The 18,076-nt window shown below is 70.4% G+C and carries 15 protein-coding genes and 1 pseudogene; 3 read left to right on the forward strand and 13 right to left on the reverse strand.

Annotated features, from left to right (window positions below; all coding sequences use genetic code 11):
- Positions 1-288: 288 nt before the first annotated feature.
- Positions 289-2,277 carry an acetate--CoA ligase gene (acs, locus tag QTQ03_RS21890; protein ID WP_289279665.1) on the reverse strand — a complete coding sequence of 663 codons (1,989 nt, stop codon included), beginning with the start codon at positions 2,275-2,277 and terminating at the stop codon, positions 289-291.
- 268 nt (positions 2,278-2,545) lie between these two features.
- Between acs and QTQ03_RS21895 the strand changes: the two genes are divergently transcribed.
- Positions 2,546-3,289 carry a Fic family protein gene (locus QTQ03_RS21895; protein ID WP_289279666.1) on the forward strand — a complete coding sequence of 248 codons (744 nt, stop codon included), beginning with the start codon at positions 2,546-2,548 and terminating at the stop codon, positions 3,287-3,289.
- A 245-nt stretch (positions 3,290-3,534) separates the two neighbouring features.
- Here QTQ03_RS21895 and QTQ03_RS21900 read toward each other — a convergent pair whose 3' ends face one another.
- From QTQ03_RS21900 to QTQ03_RS21955, 12 genes and pseudogenes are all read right to left on the reverse strand, one after another.
- Positions 3,535-4,164, reverse strand: coding sequence for a TetR/AcrR family transcriptional regulator (locus QTQ03_RS21900; RefSeq protein WP_289279667.1), 630 nt, complete (start codon positions 4,162-4,164; stop codon positions 3,535-3,537).
- A pseudogene (locus tag QTQ03_RS21905) lies at positions 4,059-5,113 on the reverse strand (isoprenylcysteine carboxylmethyltransferase family protein); the annotation flags it as partial. The gene QTQ03_RS21900 and the pseudogene QTQ03_RS21905, both read right to left, overlap by 106 nt.
- Positions 5,114-5,545: 432 nt before the next feature.
- A complete protein-coding gene (locus QTQ03_RS21910) occupies positions 5,546-6,349 on the reverse strand; it encodes an HAD family hydrolase (protein ID WP_289279668.1) in 804 nt (267 codons plus the stop codon).
- Positions 6,350-6,521: 172 nt separating this feature from the next.
- Entirely contained in the window at positions 6,522-7,958 is a 1,437-nt protein-coding gene (locus QTQ03_RS21915; protein ID WP_289279669.1) for a site-specific integrase, read from the reverse strand.
- Complete coding sequence (locus QTQ03_RS21920) at positions 7,955-8,236, reverse strand: helix-turn-helix domain-containing protein (protein ID WP_289280941.1); 282 nt, start codon at positions 8,234-8,236, stop codon at positions 7,955-7,957. The genes QTQ03_RS21915 and QTQ03_RS21920 overlap by 4 nt, the downstream gene beginning before the upstream one ends.
- Positions 8,237-8,264: 28 nt before the next feature.
- Positions 8,265-10,064: a replication initiator gene (locus tag QTQ03_RS21925; RefSeq protein ID WP_289279670.1), complete on the reverse strand. Its 1,800-nt coding sequence runs from the start codon at positions 10,062-10,064 to the stop codon at positions 8,265-8,267.
- Positions 10,061-10,696, reverse strand: a complete 636-nt coding sequence (locus QTQ03_RS21930) for a DUF2637 domain-containing protein (RefSeq protein ID WP_289279671.1) — start codon at positions 10,694-10,696, stop codon at positions 10,061-10,063. Before QTQ03_RS21930 ends, QTQ03_RS21925 begins: the two co-directional genes overlap by 4 nt.
- Positions 10,693-12,123, reverse strand: a complete 1,431-nt coding sequence (locus tag QTQ03_RS21935; protein ID WP_289279672.1) for an FtsK/SpoIIIE domain-containing protein — start codon at positions 12,121-12,123, stop codon at positions 10,693-10,695. Before QTQ03_RS21935 ends, QTQ03_RS21930 begins: the two co-directional genes overlap by 4 nt.
- Positions 12,114-12,419 (reverse strand): hypothetical protein, encoded by a 306-nt coding sequence (locus QTQ03_RS21940; protein WP_289279673.1) that lies wholly within the window; start codon positions 12,417-12,419, stop codon positions 12,114-12,116. Before QTQ03_RS21940 ends, QTQ03_RS21935 begins: the two co-directional genes overlap by 10 nt.
- Positions 12,420-12,517: 98 nt before the next feature.
- Entirely contained in the window at positions 12,518-12,964 is a 447-nt protein-coding gene (locus tag QTQ03_RS21945; RefSeq protein ID WP_289279674.1) for a hypothetical protein, read from the reverse strand.
- 115 nt (positions 12,965-13,079) lie between these two features.
- Positions 13,080-13,811, reverse strand: coding sequence for a GntR family transcriptional regulator (locus tag QTQ03_RS21950; protein WP_289279675.1), 732 nt, complete (start codon positions 13,809-13,811; stop codon positions 13,080-13,082).
- A gap of 37 nt (positions 13,812-13,848) precedes the next feature.
- Positions 13,849-14,091, reverse strand: a complete 243-nt coding sequence (locus tag QTQ03_RS21955) for a DivIVA domain-containing protein (RefSeq protein ID WP_289279676.1) — start codon at positions 14,089-14,091, stop codon at positions 13,849-13,851.
- A gap of 904 nt (positions 14,092-14,995) precedes the next feature.
- Here QTQ03_RS21955 and QTQ03_RS21965 point away from each other — a divergent pair.
- Both QTQ03_RS21965 and QTQ03_RS21970 read left to right on the forward strand, forming a co-directional pair.
- Positions 14,996-16,429, forward strand: a complete 1,434-nt coding sequence (locus QTQ03_RS21965; RefSeq protein ID WP_289280660.1) for an ISKra4 family transposase — start codon at positions 14,996-14,998, stop codon at positions 16,427-16,429.
- A 363-nt stretch (positions 16,430-16,792) separates the two neighbouring features.
- Positions 16,793-18,073, forward strand: a complete 1,281-nt coding sequence (locus QTQ03_RS21970) for an NsdA family TPR-like regulatory protein (RefSeq protein WP_289279678.1) — start codon at positions 16,793-16,795, stop codon at positions 18,071-18,073.
- The last annotated feature ends 3 nt before the right edge of the window (positions 18,074-18,076 follow it).

Raw genomic sequence — 18,076 nt, forward strand, 5'->3', positions numbered from 1 at the left:
GCGCCGCCGTCCGGCCGCCGACTCACGTGACCTCTGCTGTGCCGCCTTCACGATCTCGCGTTGGCCGTTCGGGAAAGGTACTTCAAACAGGTAGATATAGCGCCGTGGATCGCGAGAAATCCCAGCACCGCGACGATTGCCGCCGTCCCGAGCGTCCGGCCGGTGAGGCGGGACGCTCGGGACGACGCGGAGCCGGAGGACTCACCTGGGAGCCCTGATATCCGACCTCCAGCAGCGTGACGCACATGTCGGCCGCGTACTCCGGATGGTCACGTCGGAAGGTGACCGTCAGTCCTCGTCGGACTTCCCACCACTGATGCCAGCAGCGATCAGATCCATCACGGACGAGTCCTGGAGCGTGGTGACGTCGCCGAGGGACCGGTGTTCCGCCACGTCCCGCAGCAACCGGCGCATGATCTTTCCCGAGCGAGTCTTCGGCAACTCGGGAACCAGCATGATCTGTCGCGGCTTGGCGATCGGACCGAGCGTACGCGCGACGTGGTCGCGTAGGTCGGAGATGAGCTGTTCACCCGCCTCACCCGTCGTCTCGGTGTTGCCACGCGGAATGGCGAACGCGACGATCGCCTGCCCGGTGGTGGGATCGGTCGCGCCGACCACCGCCGCCTCAGCCACCGACGGGTGCGACACCAACGCCGACTCCACCTCGGTGGTGGAGATGTTGTGCCCGGAGACCAGCATCACGTCGTCGACGCGGCCGAGCAGCCAGACGTGCCCGTCGTCGTCCTTCTTGGCGCCGTCACCGGCGAAGTAGACCCAGTCGTCCCCGGTGCTGGCACCCGCCCCGAAGCGCGACCAGTAGGTCTCGATGAAGCGGTTGTCGTCGCCCCAGATCGTGCGCAGCATCGACGGCCACGGCTCGGTGAGCACCAGGTAGCCACCGCCGCCGTTGGGCACCGGCTGACCCTGGTCGTCCACCACGTCGGCGCTGACTCCCGGCAACGGCGTCATCGCCGATCCGGGTTTCGCCTCGGTCACACCGGGCAGCGGGGAGATCATGACGGCACCGGTCTCGGTTTGCCACCAGGTGTCCACGATGGGCAGCTCACCCCGGCCGACGTGCTGCCTGTACCACATCCATGCCTCGGGGTTGATCGGCTCGCCGACGCTGCCCAGCAGCCGCAGTGACGACAGCTCGAAGCCGGCGGGGATGTCCTCACCCCACTTCATCATGGTGCGGATCAGCGTGGGAGCGGTGTAGAGGATGGTGACCCGGTACTTGTCGACGATCTCCCAGAACCGGCCCTTGTGCGGGGTGTCCGGGGTGCCCTCGTACATCACCTGGGTCACGCCGTTGGAGAGCGGGCCGTACACGATGTACGAGTGGCCGGTCACCCAGCCGATGTCGGCGGTGCACCAGTAGACGTCGGTGTCCGGCTTCAGGTCGAACACCGCGTGTGCCGTGTACGACGCCTGGGTCAGGTAGCCGCCGGTGGTGTGCAGGATGCCCTTCGGACGGGCCGTGGTGCCGCTGGTGTAGAGGATGAACAGCGGGTGCTCGGCGTCGAACGCCGCCGCCACGTGCTCGGTCGACGCCCGCTCCACGGTCTCGTGCCACCAGTGGTCCCGCGCCGACCAGGCGACCTCCTCGCCGGTGCGACGAACCACCAGCACGTGCTCCACCGAGGGACAGTTCGCCACCGCCTGGTCCACGGTCGGCTTGAGGGCGGACGGCTTGCCCCGCCGATAGCCGCCGTCCGCGGTGATCACCACCTTCGCGGTGGCGTCCTGGATCCGGTTGGTCAGCGCGTCGGCGGAGAAACCCCCGAAGACCACGCTGTGCGTGGCGCCGATCCGGGCGCAGGCCAGCATCGCGACCGCGGCCTCCGGGATCATCGGCAGGTAGATGGCCACCCGGTCGCCGGCGGTCACACCCAGGTCGGTCAGCGCGTTCGCCGCCTGGCAGGTGAGCTTGTGCAACTCCGCGTAGGTGATGGCGCGGGTGTCGCCCGGCTCACCCTCCCAGTGGATGGCGACCTGGTCACCTCGGCCGGCCTCGACGTGGCGGTCGAGGCAGTTGTACGCCACGTTGAGCTGACCGCCGACGAACCACCGGGCGAACGGCGGCTTCGACCAGTCGAGCACCTGGTCCCAGCGCTTGGCCCAGGTCAGCCGGTCCGCCTGCCGCGCCCAGAAGGCCAGCCGGTCGGCGTCCGCCGTGCCGTACGCCTCCGCGGTCACGTTGGCGTTCGCGGCGAGTTGTGCCGGCGGCGGGAACTGGCGGGTCTCGTTCAACAGGTTGGCCAATGCCTCGCTCATGCCGTACTCCCTCGTCGCTCGGGGTGACCTGCATCATCCTCCGGCACGAGGTTAGTCGGCGCGCCGGGCCGAGGCGACCACCGAGGGCGTTCCTCCGCGCCGAGCGGCCGCCACCACGCGCCGGGCGGCCGGGTGGAAGGAGAGCCCTCGTCAGGCATGCGTTGCGGAGGGTCCCCTCGAGAACACGGGTGGTGGTTCACCGAGTGGCGGCGGTCGCGTTCCCCGCGGCTCGACGGCGGGCGGGCCCGACGGTCGATAGCGTGACGGGGTGACCGACGACCCCCTCGCCCCGCTCCTCACGCTCGCCGACATCACCCCCGCTGTGGAGCGGGCCCGCGAGCGCTTCGACCAGGCGTTGCGGCATCGCGCGCTGCGGCGGCACGGCGGCCAGGTGGCGGCCGAGGTCAGCCTCCGGTCCGCCGTGGCCAGCGCCGCTTTGGAGGGGGCCGCCCACGAGCGCGAGGAGGTCCGTGCCGGGACCGTCACCGATCCGGTGCTCCAGGGCGCGCTGCGGGTGGCCGGGGCGCTGCCCGGGCTGACCGACCTGTGGCCGAAGGCGCCCCGCCAAGCCCTCGCGAAGCTGCATGTTCTCGCCGCGCGGGACGTGGTCGCCGAGGCGGACCTGGGGCGGCCCGTGAACGACGGGTTGGTGGCCGCACGGATGGCCGGGCTGGCGGCCCTCGTCGCCGGCGGCACGAAGGTGCCGCCGCTGGTGCTGGCCGCCGTGGTCCACGGCGAGCTGCTGAACCTGCGGCCCTTCGCCGGCCCGTCCGGCTTGGTCGCCCGGGGCGCAGCCCGGCTGGTGCTGATGTCCAGCGGGTTCGATCCGCGCGGGCTGCTCGCCGTCGATGTGGGCCACCGCGAGCGGGAGCCGGAGTACGTCGGCTCCGCCGGTGCCTTCGCCACCGGCACGCCGGACGGGCTGCGTTCCTGGCTGCGGCACTGCATGGCCGCCGTCGAGGTCGGGGCGGATGAGCTCGCCGTGGTCGGCGACGAGGTGTTGGCGGCGTGACCAGGAGTAACCCCGGAACACGATGACCCGAGGCTGACGCCCCGGCTTCCGTGGGTGGAGGTGGCGTCAGGCGCGCAGGCCGTCATAGGCAAGGGCCAGGAGGCGTTCCGCCCGGCCAGGGTTGTCCGCCGCCCGCCGCCCGCCGCCCGCCGCCCGCCGCCCGCCGCCCGCCGCCCGCCGCCCGCCGCCCGCCGCCCGCCGCCCGCCGGTCCTCGACCCGTCGACAGGGGGCCGCTGACACCGGCCTACCGGCGCGGCGCCCTGGTGATCTTGCTTTGGAGGGCGCGGCGGGCGATCGGCCCGAGGTCGTCGACGATCTCGATCAGCACGGCGAGCTGGTCCAGGGCCGCCATAGCCCGTTCGGCGGCGGGCCGGTCGACTCCTTCGTACAGCTCGAGGCCGATGAAGGCGGCTGACACCGCTCGGGCGAGACCAGAAACGTCGGCCACCTCAGCGAAGGGTGACCCCGCCAGCAGCCGGCGCAGCACCGAATCGATCTCGTCGACCCACAGCTGGAGCGCCTCCCCGGTGGGGGCGGCGAGCCGCTCGTCGCTCTGCGCGCCGGCGAGCATCTGCGCCAGGACCGACACATTGCCTAGTACGCGCTCCTCCTCGTGTAAGGCGCGACCGAGGTCCAGCAGTTCCCGCAGCGACCGCACCTCACCCAGCCGCGGTGACCACTCGTCGACCCGTGCGGCGGTGGCCGTGCGGCAGGCCGCCGCCAGCAGTTCGTCGACCGTCCCGAAGTGGTAGAAAACCAGGGCCTGGTTCACCCCGGCGGCGGCGGCGATGGTGCGGGCCGAGACTCCCGCGATGCCGTGCTGCCGGATCGCGGCCAGAGTGCCGTCGAGTAGTCGGCGCTTGGTGTCGGACATCGCTTCCCTCCCGGCCGGTGTGGCGGTGCGATCATCGCATCGCCGACCAACTGCGCGAACCACGTCACCCCGGGCAGCCGCAGGGTCCAACCAACCCAGGCCCAGCCCAGGTGCAGGTGTTCGAGAGCGCGGGCGACGGCGGCCACCCCCCGTTCGTGTGACCGCCGCCGCCCACGTACTCGGCCCGGTGCTGCTGGTCGGCGACCAGGATCGTCAGGTGCACCGGGTGCCGCCGCGCCAGGAACCGCCAGATCGTCGCGCACGGCCCGCACCCGGCGTCCAGCCGCAGCACCGCCGGCTCTCCCGAGACGTACGGCCGCCAGCGTGGCCACCAGTCGCGTACCGATCGCCGCCAGGCCCGCCACTCGTGCCCGTGCCGGCCGGCCAGGGCGTGCACCTCGTGTGGGCGGGCGACGGCGGCACTGAAGGCGACAGCAGTGACGGCAGCGGCGAGTAGGGCCAGGCTGTGCCCGGCCGCACCGGTGAGTACCAGGAGGGCCACGCCCGCCACCTGCATCGGGTTCGCGAGGTAGGCGTACGGCCCGGTGGTGACCAGCCGGGTGGGTGGATCCCACGGGTACGGCGTGCCCCCGCCGCGCACGGCGAACTCGTGTACCGCGGCCAGCGCGGGCGTCGCCACCAGCAGGGCCAGTTGGGCGAGCAGCAGCAGCCGGCTGCGGGACGAATCGGTGATCCCTGCCCAGGAGCCGTCACCCAGGTCGAACGCGAGGGTGGGCACGAACCACAGCAACAGGGCACCAAACACACCGATCTGGAGCAGGACCCGTACCCGCAGCCTCGTCCCGTCGGCGCCGTACCGTCCCAGCAGTTGCGCCGGCAGGGCGACGGTGGCGAGCCCGACGCCCTCGCCCACCAGCCAATGTGGCCCGAGCAGGACGAGGGGATGCAAGGCCGGCATCGCCACCGCGTCGAGCCAGAGCAGCAGGCCCGCCCACGTCCGGCGTGGCGCCGGCTCCTGCTCGTGCTCTTCGGGCATGGACCCCTCCCCAGCTTTGAGCGATCGCTCAACCACAGAGTAGGCAAGATTGAGCGATCGCTCAAGTGGGGGTCGGACCCTGCTCGGGAAGCGGCGCACACGGGGGTTCCGGCGTGCGTCGGACGGCTGGGGAGGACGTTTCCGCCGAAAGCCGATCCGCAGTCAGCCGCGCCGCCCCAAGCTGCGCAGCCACGCGGCCCGGAACAGCTCGCCGACCGGCACGTGGTGCGCCGAATGGTCCGTGTGGGCGCACCACTTCGAATCTGACGACGGTGACGTCACGGCCCGGTGCTGGTCCGGCGATCCCGCGACCCGGCGTCGCTGCTGGTCAGAGCGGGCGGCTGGAGCTGATCCTCGGGCCTCCGGCGGAGGATGGCGCCCCGATCAGGCAGCGGGAGCGGTGCGGGTCCGGCGGTGGCGTCCGTACCAGGCGATGCCGATCGCGACGCCCACCCCCACGCCGAGCGCCGCCGCCGCGACCGGGACGGCGGGACGTTCGCGTAGCCGCCGGCCCAGCGGGACCGGGTGCCGGAACTCCAGCACCGGCCACGAATTCTCCAGCGCGAGCTTGCGCAGCTGGCGGTCCGGGTTGACCGCGGACGGGTGGCCGACGCACTCGAGCAGGGGCCGGTCGGTGTACGAGTCGGAGTACGCGTACGAGCTGCTGAGGTCGTACCCCCGCTTGAGCGCCAACTCGCCTACCGCGTCGACCTTGCTCGGGCCGGCCGCGTAGAACTCGATCTCCCCGCTGTATCGGCCGTCGACCACGCCCATCCGCGTGGCGATAACGTCGGTCACCCCCAACAGCGCGCCGATCGGCCGGACCATCTCCTCGCCGGATGCGGAGACCAGGACCACGTCCCGCCCAGCCGCCTGATGCTCCTCGATCAGGGCGGCGGCTTCCGCGTACACGTAGGGGTTGATCAGCTCGTGGAGCGTCTCCGCGACGATCTGGCGGACCTGCTCCACCGGCCAGCCCTTGCACAGGGTGGCGAGATAATCCCGAGTCCGGGTCATGGTCTGCTCGTCGGTGCCGCCCAGCCGGAACATCAGCTGTGCGTACGCCGACTTGACGACGTCACGCCGAGTGATCAGGCCGTCCCGGTAGAACGGCCGACCGAACGCCAGGGCGCTCGACTTGGCGATGACGGTCTTGTCCAGATCGAAGAAAGCGGCGCTTCGGCCCACGGCGCGAAAGTCTAGCCCGATGGTCTATGGTCTGCGGGTGCCCGGGGGCTACCGACCCCTAGGACCTGCGGATCAGTCAACATCAGGCTTGCAGTGCGTGACCACGGTCACACTCTGCGAACACAAATTCGCAGGGAGTGGAGGCTACACCACTCGACGTAGCCAGGTTCGCTCAGGCAGACTGTCGGCACGACGAGCGTTCATGTCTACGACAACCGGCAGACCCTCGGCGGTTGCACCCCCCCGTGACCGCTGAGTGGGTTCGGCTCGACCCCCCCGGAGCCGAACCGCTGACGACCCCCGTCTCCCCCCGACGGGGGTCGTCCCTTTCCCGCTCCCCTTCCGGCCCAGATGACGCCGCGTCTCCCAGGTCGACCGGGCGGGGCGACGGGCGGAAAGTCAGCGAATCGTCAGCGAACGTCAGCCGAACCCGGTCGGCATAGTCCTCGGGCGTGTGCGTGTACCGGTCCAGCGTCGTCGACGCCTTTTCGTGCCCCACCACGCGCCGCACCACGTTGACCGGCACCCCGCCGGTCACCAGCCACGTGATGTACGAGTGCCGCAGGTCGTGGAACCGCAGGCCGCCGAACGCCGAGGCCGCCGTGTGCGCCACCGCCGCCGCCTCCGTTGTGAACTCCGCCCGATGCTCCCGGCCGTCCCGATCCGGCCACACCGCCAGCCACCGGCCCGGTGCCACCTCGGCGACCCGGCCGAGCAGCCCGGCACGCACCAGCGACGGCAGCCAGACCCGCCGCCGGAAGTTCGACCGTCGCTGCGGCCCGCCGTCCCGGTCGGCGAAGACCAGCGCCCGGCCGTCCGGCGATGCGCCGTTTTCGCGTCGGCGGCGCAGCTCGTCGACGAGGAACGGCGGCATCGGCACCGCCCGCACGCCGGCCCGACTCTTCGGGTACGCCCGCAGCATGGTCCCACCGTGGGTCTCGACCGCCACCTGGGCGACGTGGAGGAGACCTCGGTCGAGGTCGACCGCCTCCCACGGCAGGCCCGCGCACTCACCCCAGCGCAGCCCCGCCCCGGCGGCGGCGCACACGATCCCCCGGTGCTCGGTCGGGACGGCGGGCAGCAGCCGGCCGAGGAACGCCTCCCGGCTGACCGTGCCCGGCCGAGCCTCACGCGCCCGGTTGCGCGGCACCCGGACCCCGTCGCACGGGTTCACCGCGATCAGCCGCGCCCGGATCGCCGTCTGCATGATCATCGACAGCAGCCCGAGGTGCTTCGCCGTCGTCGAGGGCGCCAGGGTCCGGCCAAGGGTGGTCACCCACTCCTGCACCGCCAGATAGTCGATCCGACCCAACGGCCAGTCAGCCCACTGCGGCAGCAGATGCGCCCGCAGCATCGATTCCGTCCGCTCGGCCGTCCGAGCCTCCACCGACCGCCCGGCCAGCCACCGCGTCACGAACTCACCGAATCGCATCCTGCCTGCGTGCGGGTCGACGTACGTGCCCTTGTTCAGGGCACCTTCGACCTCAGCGAGGTAGGCGTTCGCCTCCTTCTTCGTACGGAAGGTCTTCGCCTTCTGCCGGTCCGCCGAGTCCCGCCAGTTCGCCCGGTACGTTCCCGCCGGGGTCTTGATGACGAAGCCCACGGTCACCAGCCTCCACGCGGCGCGTCAGTGCCGGTGGCAGCGACGTCGCCCGAGGAACCGTCGAGCCAGGCGTGGAAACGGCTACGCGGGACCACCCAGCGCCGCCCCAGGCGTTCAGCGGGAATGTTCCCGGACCGGACCAAGGTGTAGGCCGAGCTGACCGACAGGGACAACATCACGGCCACTTCCCTGACCGTGTAGACGGCCCGGACCGGTCGGGGTGAATGGTCACCGGGGGTGACTTCGCCAGCTCGAGGCCCGGCCTGCCGGGGCGCGAACGGCACGACGATGGACAAGTTTCCTCCCAGGGGTTCAGGCCGCGATGGCGGCGGGTTGGTCGGTTGCCGAAACGGCGGCGGCTGTTCGTTGCCGTGCGGTGTCGAGGTCGGTGCGCCATCGGATGCGGGCGGAGATGGCGCGGAGGAGGCGGTGTTCCAGTGGCGGCACGTCGGGGTCCTCGGGTCGGGCGAGTTCGAAGTGGTACCGCCTCGGTCCGTCTGCCTCGTCGGCCGCCGCCTGGTCGTGGTCCTCGGTGTCGGCCATGCCGCCGGCCAGGATGGCGCGGACCCAGGCCCGGTTGTCCGCCCGGTGGTCGGCGAGGGTCTTCCCGGACCACTGTCGGGAGACGAGGACACGCCGGCCGGTGAAGCCGAGGGTGGCGCTTTGGTGGACCTTCCCGGTACACCGGCCAGGCGTCAAGCCCGCCTTGACGCCGTCCGGCTGAACTCCGTAGAGCAGCCAGTTGGCGCAGGTCGGCGAGCACGGCAGCACCGCAAGCTCCGCGTGCAGCCGATCGAAGTGCGCCTTCTGCGCGTCAGAGCGGGGCTTGGCTTGGTCGGTCAGGTCCTTGGTGACGTACTTCGTCACATAGCGGATGGACCGTTCCGCATCCTTGGTGCCTTGCTCGATGCCGCGTGCGTCGATGCGGCCGAGGCGGGCGACGTAGGCGGGTCGGCTGTCGGGTTCCTCCAGGGCGTCGAGGGCTTCACCCCACGTCGGCAGCGGCTTCCGCGTTCTCGGGTCGACGTATGCCTGTCGGTCGACGTCCCAGACCGGCGGCTTGTCCACCGAGTACACAGGCTCGTTGAACGGCGGCCACCACACCTGGTGGTAGGTGGCGGCGGCGATCTGCTTGAGCAGCCGGCGCGGGAGGGTGCCGCGGATCGCGAAGTGCGCATGCGGGGCGAGTCGCCGTTGCAGCTCGACGGCTCCGGCGTATTGGACGTTCCAGCCGGCGGCCCGGCGTACGTTTTGCCACCACCGGTCCAGCACCCGGGCGAAGTGGATCGCATCGAGTGCGGCCCGCCGGTAGTCGTAGGTGGTCGGGTCGACGGGGGTGCCGAGCACGTCATCGTGCGGTCCGTGCCGCTGGCCGCACTCGCAGGGGGCGATGTAGGGGCCGCGCCGTAGGTGGGAGTGCACCGGCCCGTGTGAGCCGAGCGTGAGGGTGACGAGCATGGACGGGCGATGGGTCTTGCCGGTCTTGCCGGAGTAGGCCCGGCCGACCGTGCGTGGGTCGACGGGCAGCCGAGGCAGGTCCGGTGAGTCCTGCCGCCGCCGCGTCGACCGTTTCCGCCGGGGCCGCTCGTCGCGGTCTTTCGGGGTTAGGTGCCCGCGCAGGCTCGTTTCGCCCAACGCCTCGTCCAGTTCCGCGATCGCGGCGTCGATCTCGGCCAGGTGCGTGACCCGCTCGTCCGGGGTCATCGGCTGGTACTGGACCGCTTCCCGCTCGAACTCCAGGTGTGCCCGCACCCGCACGAGGGCGAGCGCGTCCTCACCCGGCTTGTCGGGGCGGACGGCGGGTTCGTCGGCGAGGTGCCAGCCTTCCCGGATCTGCTGGATTCGCAGCCGCCGGCCCCGCTCCGCACACGGCTTGCACTTGACAGCGAGGGTGGCCCCGCAGGGCACCTCGACCACTTCGGTTACGCCGGTGGCGGTGTCGGTGCGGCGCAGGGCGAGGGGGCGGACGCAGACGCCGTGTTGTTCGGCGAGCTGCTTGAGCGCGTCCTTGGCGAGCGGCTTGCGCATCCGGTCGGCCCGGGACCCCGGCCGAGGCCGCTCGACAGCGTCGAGGGTCGGGGTGGTGGTGGGGATGAGTTCGAGTTGGTTCACCGGTCAGCTCCCGGGCCGGTCGGGGTGCCGTTGCGGGGCGTGAACGCCGCCGCTGGGACGGGCACCAGGCCGGGACGCCGTTCGCGGTCGGCTGGCGGGATGGGCCGCAGGATCACCGGCCGAGGCTGGTCGTCGTCGGCGTCCGGGACAACGGTCGTCGCCTGGTCGTCGTCGGTTGGCACCGACAGTGGATCGCTTCCGGTTTGCACGTCAGCCCACCGCTGGCCAGCCGGCGTGTCCAGAGGCAGCGGCGCGGTGGAGAAGACGAGTTTGGACAGGCCGAGGAACGCCAACGCCGGGACGGCGGACAGTAGCCAGCCGGACAGTCCCGGCTTGGCCACGGCGAGCTGCGTGGCCAAGGAGAGCGCGACGGCGCAGACGAGGAGGAACATGGGGTAGCCGATGGGTCCGCCGGTGCGGCGGCGTTGCCGGATGGTCAGCAGCGCCGCCATGGGCAGCAGTTCGGAGATGGCGGCGTTGGCCCAGCCGAACCAGCCCCCGGTACCGGCCGGGGAGTTGGCCATGGTCCAGTCATGCACGTGGGTGAACGAGGCTGCTCCGGCGAGTCCGCCGACGACGAGGACGATGAGGACCAAGACCACGCCCTCTATCCGTTGCGGGTTGGTCTTCACCGGGTCACCCCCTGCTCGTCGGTGGTGTGGTCGAGGCGGCGGTAGGTGCGGCCGAGGTGGCGGATGCCGTCGTCGGTGAGGTAGGCGAAGCGGACCCGGACGGGCTCGCGGACGCCGTCGAGGACGACGAACCCCACCCCCGCCGCCGTTTCGGGGATCCGGTCGCACAAGGCGCCCCGGTCGCGGGCGGCGTCACCGAGGACCATGTCCACCTGCTCCGGCTCGGTCAGCCGCAACCCGATCCGGGTCGGGAACAGGTCCCGGAACGGCAGCACGTCCTTACGCGGGTCCTGGAGTGCGGCGATGACGTGCACGCCGACCGCCCGGCCCTGGGACAGCAGGAGGCCGAGGGATTCCTTGATCCGGTCGCGGATCTTTCGGTCGGTGATGTAGGCGGTCAACGCGGCCAGCTCATCGATGACCAGGACCAGCAGCGGTTCGGCCACGGTCGGCACATGCTGACGGGTCACCCCGCGCAGCCGCGCCGCCCGCAGCCGCATCCGCTTCACCGCCTCGTCCAAAACGCCGGCCATGCCGTCGGGATCGTCGTAGGCAAACCGGGCGAAGAACGGCACCCCCGCCGCCAACTCCATCCCGCCCTTCGGGTCGAACGCCCACACCTCCACCAGCCCGGAACGGATCCCACCGGCCAGGGACCGGACGAGCGACCAGAGCACCGAGCCCTTGCCCGCCCCGGTCGCCCCGGCGACGAGCACGTGTGAGCCGGCCAGCCGCAGCCGATACGGCCGCCCGTCTTCGCGGACGCCGAGGGGTAACCCGTCGAGGTCGGGCACCTCAGTGACGGGCATAGGTGCGACGGTGCCGGCGAGCGGGTCTCGGCGCATGAAGCGGACCACCACCCGATCGGGACGGTCGGTGGAGCGGGCCTGGCCGGTGTGGAGGCGGAAGGCGTAGGCGAGACGTTCCGCCGTTTGGCCCCAGTCGTCGGGGACCTGGCCCGGCAGCATCCGGACGGTCAGCTCATCGCCCCACCGGTCACACCGCACCCGCAGCAGCCGGGGCACGTACCGGTCACCACCGAACACGGTCGCCAGACCGCAGGTCGCCATCACCGACGCCCACCGAGGCCGATACACCACCAACGCCCGAACCCGGGCAACGAGCGGGTACCAGCCGAACCGCAACCACGACACGGGATGCCACCGCCACCACCCCAGGCAGCCGGCCGCAATTGTGGTGACGACGGCGGCCAGGGCCACGCCACCGAACTCCGCACGGATCCACAGCGCGAGCACGGTGGGAGTGGTGAGCCACCAGTAGCGGACGGCCAGGACGGTGAGGCGAAGCAGTCCCCGGGCCAGCCACCAGAACACCAACAGCCAGCCCGGAACCCGCCAGGCCGGAAGGCGCACATTCATCGGCGCCACGGGGATCTTGTCCCCCGGAATGATGTTGATCAGAGGCACACGCCACCCCCCTGACCACGACGGCCACGGCCACGGCCGAGGGTGGCGATGCAGGACCGGCACGACATGCGCCGCAGGTCGAACCGACGCGGCTTCACCCACCGGCAGCAGCGGGGGCAGCGGATCGCGTAGACCAGGCCGGAAGCCGGCGGCAGCCGCAGCGCCGACCGGACGACCGCCTCCACCTCCCGGTAGGCGTGCCGCAGGTCGTCAAGACGTCTCCGGGCCACAAGCAGCAGCGCGCCGACCAGCAGCGGCACCGCAGCGATCAGGGCAGGGTGAACTACGGTGGGCATCACGCCCTCCTTCACAAGACGAGGGATGAGGTGAGCGCGGGACGGGCCGGGACTCTTGGCGGGGAAACGACCCGCCCCGCGCGCCAAACAAGAACCGCTCAGGCGGCCACCGAACCCGGCACCGGCACCGGCACCGGCACCGCCGACGCCGGCCGGATCGCCGCAGCCCGCAGCGAATACGCCATCCGAGAACGGCAATCACCCGACGGACGACCCGGCTTGCACCGCTGCGAATCCACGTACGGAGTCAGGGTCAGGCCCTCGAACTCCACCGCCGGCGGATAACCCGGCACCGTGGACGGCGGCGCCACCGGCTGCTGCGCCGCGACCACCTTCACCTTCACCTCGGTTGACCGGCCGAACTTCCCGGCCTCCGGGTCCAGGTCCATCACCCGCACCACCCACACCCGCTCCCCGGACTCCTTGTCCCGCGCCTGGTTATCCGCCTCACCCCGCCGCTCAAAATCAATCTGCGGCGACACCCCCAGGCACAACGCCCCGGCGGGGAAGACGTACTCGGACGGGACCGGCACCTTCAACGTCATCGGAACCAACGAACGACCTCCAGAGCTATGAAGCCAACTCAACCAGTTGACTTGTTAAGTTGCGTCAAAGGTAGGCGCCCCGAACTCGACTTGTCAAGTGATGAATCGAGCTGCGTCAGTCGAGCGGATAGACGTCTTCGAGATCGTGGCGGCGAGCCGGCAGTAGGAGATCCACGGCAAGCAAGGGCTTGCCGGAGCGATCGCAGACAGACAGCAGCACCGTCAGCACCGGTTCATGTTCGCTGATCTGCAAGTGTTGGGCTTCCTCGACGTCGGGGATGCGCGCCGAGATCCGCTCGCTGACGTGATCGAAGCGCACCCGCTTGCGTGACGCGACATGCCGGAGCAGACCCTCCGGAAGTGGGTCGCTACCGCCGACCCCCGTGCCGTCAGCCAGGTCGGCAGGCAGGAACGCGGTACCGAGTTCAACCGGCCCGAGCCCCTCGACGGTGATGACGCGACGGCGCGCGACGACCGGCGTTCCGGGCTCGACCCCGAGTGCAACTGCCGCCCTGGGCGGAGCCGGTACCTCGCCGGCGGCCAGCAGGATGGAGCGTGCCCGTTCGTCCTCTTCCAGCACTGCGTACCGGCGTTCGCGCTGCCGTTGGTTGGTATCGCCAGGCGGCCCGAGGGCGAAACGGCCCTTGCCTTGCCGGCTTTCGATCCAGCCGTCTTGCCGCAGCATGTCCAGTGCCCTGACCACGACCGGGCGTGATGCGCGGAACTCCCGGATCAGTTCGGTCTCGCTGGGCAGCATCGAGCCGGGCGGGTACGTGCCGTCTTCGATGCGCTGCTGCACCGCGTTGACGATCACGACATACTTTGGCGGCGCAACTTCGATCGGCACCGGTTCACCCCAGACGACAACTCAGCTTGTCAACAGGCTATCTGCGCTGCTCAGGTTCTGTCCAACGCCCCGCGTTGGTCATCATGCTCGGCCTGGGCGTGAAGGTGCTCTGCCACTCCCGCAGCGCGCCCTTCAGGCGGGCGTTCTCCGCACGTAGGCCAGCTTCCAGGCCATCGCGAGCGGTCAGCTCGTCAACGACCGCGCGGAGGAAGCTGTACACCTGCTCCTCGGCCAGGCCGCGCCGCCCGATCCTGGTGCGACGGAACCGGATTCGCTTCACCTGATCTGGGTGAAGTCGGGCCAAGCGCGACGCTGCCCAGAAAACGCCAACCGGATGCGTGGTCACCGTAACCTCCTCGATGTTGGGACCGTCGTAGATGCTTGTCGACCTGCCGCGCTCAGCCCTGTACGGCCTGGGTGAGCAGGTGGTGTGCGTCCGGTGACGGGAGCAGCAGCCGAGGTGAGTTGCCTCAAGCCAGCGCGCTGCACGTAGATCTCTCGCCGGTCCACGGCGTTGCCGGCCCGGTCGAGCGCGTAACCGAGCAACCAGACCCAGCCGTGGTATGTTGCCCGATCGCAGACCTTGATTACTCGGAAGATCAGCGACCGTTCCCCGCTGAACTGCACCGACGCATCGCTGCCGACGAGCAGAACGTCGCCCGGCTTCGGATCCATCACCGCCAGCCCTTGTTGCAGACTATGGATGGGCACCGAAGCAGGCGGGCTCCGGCCACGACCGACACCGTGATTCCGCCTGCCAGCACCTGCTCCGGTGCCCTGCTCAAGAGGCAGCCGCTACGGCAACCACCGCCGATCGCGTCTGCCTACCGGTGCCGGCGCAGTCCGGGCAGCCCCGACGTTGCAGCCGGCTCGGATCACTCGGCGCGCGAAGAGAACGCCGAGGACTGGCCATCTTCCATCCCCGCCCCTCGCAGCCCGAGCAGGCGACGAGACGGGGCCAGGCATGACACGCCCCCCGACGCGAGGGGTGCGGCTCTGGTGAGGTGCGGCGACACGCTGTGTGGCCTGGGGATGTGTTACTGGTTGTGATGGTGAAAGGGATCCTCCCGCTATGTTCGTCGGTTGCGAGACACGAACATCAGCAAAGAGGGAGCCCGGTGCAAGAGTACGCATCCGAGACGGCGGACGATGCTTTCGCCGGCTCATCCGTGCGGTTCGGCGCGATGGTGGACTTCCTGTCCGGTGAGCATGCGGCGGGGATGACTCACGCCGAACTGGAGGAGCGGCTGCATACCGATGGCATGCGGTTGCTGTGTCAGTTGTTGCAGGACAGTCTGGATCTTCGTGCCAGTCGGGAGGAACGGCTCGACGAGGTGACCGACGCCGATAGCCATCTGCGGGGGTGGGCCGAGCGGGGGCGGCAGCGGACGCTGGCCACCCGGTTCGGTGAGGTGGTGGTGACGCGTATCGCCTACCGGGCGCGGGCGCGGGCCGATCTGAACCCGGCGGACGCGGTGTTGAACCTGCCCGTGGAGAAGCACTCGCATGGACTGCGCCGGTTGGCCGCGGCCGAGGCGGCCCGCGGCTCGTTCACCGACGCGGCGGCCGCGATTGAGCGGGCCACCACGGTGCGTATCGGGAAACGGCAGGTCGAGGCGTTGGCCGCCGCAGCGGCGATAGATGTGGATGCCTTCTACACCGCCCACGCCCCGGACTGGTCGGCCGATGATGATGTGCTGGCGTTGTCCTTCGACGCCAAAGGGGTGGTGATGCGCCCCGACGGGCTCCGCGCGGGCACCGCCAAGGCCGCGGTCAGCCAGAAACTGGCCGGCCGCCGGTCCAAGGGCGAGAAACGCAACCGCAAGCGGATGTGCGAGGTCGCCGCGGTCTTCGACGTGACCGGCAAGCCGCGCACCATCGCCGACATCCTGCCCGAGGACCCCGAAGCGGCCCAAACTGCTACCCCGGCGCCGGTCACCTCCGGCAAGTGGCTGCACGCCAGCGTGACCGACGACGCCGCGGCGGTGATCGCCGCCGGGTTCGCCGAGGCCGACCGCCGCGACCCCGACCACGCTCGGACCTGGATCGCCCTGGTCGACGGCAACACCCACCAGATCGACCGGATCCACGCCGAGGCCAAAACCCGCAAGATCACCTTGCCGGTTGTTGTGGACTTCATCCACGTCATCGAGTACCTCTGGAAGGCCACCTGGTGTTTCCACCCGGAGGGCGACCCGAACGCCGAACGGTGGGTCCGCGCCCAGGCCCGGCAGGTGTTGGCCGGACGGGCCGGCATAGTCGCCGCAGCCATCCGACGCAAGGCCACCTACCACGGCCTGGACCCCGGCAAACGCAAACCCGCCGATGTCGCCGCCGCCTACCTGCTGGCCAAAAAACCGTACCTGGACTACCCGACCGCGCTGGCCAACGGGTGGCCGATCGCCACCGGGGTGATCGAAGGCGCCTGCCGCCACCTGGTCAAAGATCGTATGGACGTCACCGGCGCTCGCTGGGGCCTCGACGGCGCCGAAGCAATCCTCAAACTCCGCACCCTGATCAGCAACGGCGACTTCGACCAGTACTGGACCTGGCACCTGGCCCAGGAACAACAACGCATCCACAACAGCCGCTACCTCGGCGGTGCCATCCCACAATAGACGATCACCTCAGAGGAGCCGCACCCCGACGCGAGCGTCCCCCGTCCACACACCGAAGGACCCGAACACCGCCCCCCGCCACGGCCGCAGCCGACCCGGCACCGGCACGAGCGGCCCGGCGCCATGTCGACCCGTGCACCTCGGCGGCCTGTACATGCACAATTGCGGTGGGTGAGACCTCCATGGTGGAGATAGAACACCCGGTGATGAAGACCGATCGAGGACCGAATCAGTACCTATGACGGACATCGAGCGGACACCATGAGGACCTGCGTTGAATTCAGGACCTCCGACAGGCGAGCGTGGAGATAGCCCATCAGGAAGGCATCGAGGATGGCCCGAGACCGCCGCGAACCTCGCACCGTGCTGGAGCACCTGATCCAGCAGAGCGACCGCACGTACGAGGAACTGGCCGACGAGTTCAGCCGCATGGACCCCCGCGCGGCGATCAGCGCCCGGCACCTCGGGCGGCTGGCACGTGGCGAACGGGATCTGGCCTCATCAACGCCCGGCACCCGGCGGGCGTTGCAGGCCATGTTCGGTAAGACCGCCGATGAGTTGCAGCGCTCCTGGGTACCCCACCAGTTGACCCCTGCGCCGGGCCGGCAGCTCATTGTCGAGCCGTTCGGTGCCGGCCCGGAAAGGAACCTCCTCGCCATGGCCGCACAACGCGCCCGTCAATACGCCATGCTCGCCGCCGAGTCGACCTCCCCGGCAGCCATCACCCAGCTCACCGAGGACGTGCAGCGCCTCGCCCTGGCCTATCCGCAACGCCCGGTCGGCCAGATCCTGCCGGACCTGGTCGAAACCCAGGACACCCTGTTCACCCTGCTCGAACGCCGCCAACCGCCGACACAGTCGCGCGATCTGCACTTCCTCGCCGGCATCACCAGTGGCCTTCTCGCCAAGGTCTCGCATGACATGGCCGACCCGCACTCGGCGATGTTGCAGGCCCGTACCGCCGTCCTCTGCGCCGACCAGGCCGCACACCCCGGCCTACAAGCCTGGCTCCGCGGCCTTCAATCGCTGGTCGCCTACTGGGCAGGCCGGTACGCCGAGGCCGTCCGCTACGCCGAAGCCGGGCGTGAGTACGCCGCCCAAGCCGGTGGCACTTCCGCCGTGTGGCTTCCCGCCAGCGCCGCCCGCGCCTACGCCGCACTCGGTAACGCCGACCGGGCCAAGTCCGCCATCCACGAGGCCGAAGACGCCTGGTCTCGGGTCCGCCCCGACGAGATGGATGAGATAGGTGGCATCTGCACCTTCAACCAGCCTCGCACTCTCTACTACGCCAGCGACGCCCTCGCCTGGCTCCCCGGCGAAGCCGCCACCACTGAGCGCTACGCCCTGCAAGCCGTCCAGGCGTACTCCGACCGCTACGACCCGGCCTGGGCCTTCGGTGACCAGGCAGGCTCACACACCAACCTCGCGATCGCCCGCGTGGCCAATGGCGAACTCGACGCCGCCGAAGACGCCCTCGCCCCTGTACTCGACCTCCCGACCAACCAGCGCATCAACGGGATCGTCCACTCCGTTCGGCGAGTCCACCAGGCCATCACCCGCGCCGGCCACGCGAACGACGCCCCCGACCTCATCGACGGCATCGAGCACTTCACCCACACCCCCGCCAACGCCCTGCCTCGATAAGGC

Origin of the sequence: Micromonospora sp. WMMA1363, from assembly GCF_030345795.1 — a bacterium.
GTDB lineage: Bacteria > Actinomycetota > Actinomycetes > Mycobacteriales > Micromonosporaceae > Micromonospora.